Below are 844 nucleotides of genomic sequence, written 5' to 3'. Positions count from 1 at the left end.
ACCGGGGGGCGGCCCCGGCGGGACGGGGACTCGCTGAGCCGGCGGATCCACCCCGCCGAGAGTCGGGTGCGGTTGCTGGCCGAACAGACCCCGGCGCAGTTCATCGCCTTCGACGCGCTGGCCACCGGTTCCGCGTCGCTGCTCGACGAACCGTTTCGGGTGCGACGCGATGCGCTGTCCGATCTGCTCACCGGCGGCGCCAGCTGTCACATCACCCGGGCCACCGCCGACGCCGAACAGGCCACGCGCTGGCTCACCACGTTCGAAGGCGCCGGTCTGGACGGGGTGGTCGCCAAGCGGACCGATGGGCCGTATCTGCCCGGCAAGCGCGAGATGGTCAAGGTCAAACACCACCGCGACGCCGACTGCGTGGTGATGGGATACCGCATCCACAAGAGCGGCGTCGGCATCGGTTCGCTGCTGTTGGGCCTGTACCGCCCCGACGGCGAGTTGGCGATGGTGGGCGGCTCGTCGGCGTTCACCGATGCCGATCGGCTCACGCTCCTGACCGAGCTGGAACCGCTGCGCCTCGGTGACGTGCGCGACGGCGAACCGAGCCGGTGGAATTCTGCCGCCGACAAGCAGTGGGTTCCGATCCGGCCCGAGCGGGTCGCCGAGGTCGCCTACGACCAGATGGAGGGGGATCGCTTCCGGCACACCGTCAAGCTGCTGCGGTGGCGTCCCGACCGAGACCCGGCCAGCTGTACCTTCGACCAGCTCGAGGTGCCGCTGAACTACGACCTCGCCGACGTACTGGAGACCTGAGGTGGCCGGCCCCGAAGAATTGGATGTCGGTGGCACCGCCGTCCGATTCACCAGCGGCGACAAGGTGTACTTCTCCCGG

At 69.4% G+C, this 844-nt stretch carries 1 protein-coding gene; it reads left to right on the top strand.

Features of this window, described 5'->3' with window-relative positions:
• Positions 1 to 765 (top strand): ATP-dependent DNA ligase (locus BN4346_RS46840; RefSeq protein WP_067977085.1); only part of this gene is annotated, 765 nt, incomplete at its 5' end.
• Positions 766 to 844: the final 79 nt, after the last annotated feature.

It is taken from the genome of Mycolicibacter icosiumassiliensis (assembly GCF_900078685.2).
Classification (GTDB): Bacteria; Actinomycetota; Actinomycetes; order Mycobacteriales; family Mycobacteriaceae; genus Mycobacterium; species Mycobacterium icosiumassiliensis.
This window is presented reverse-complemented; position numbering and strand designations above follow the sequence as displayed.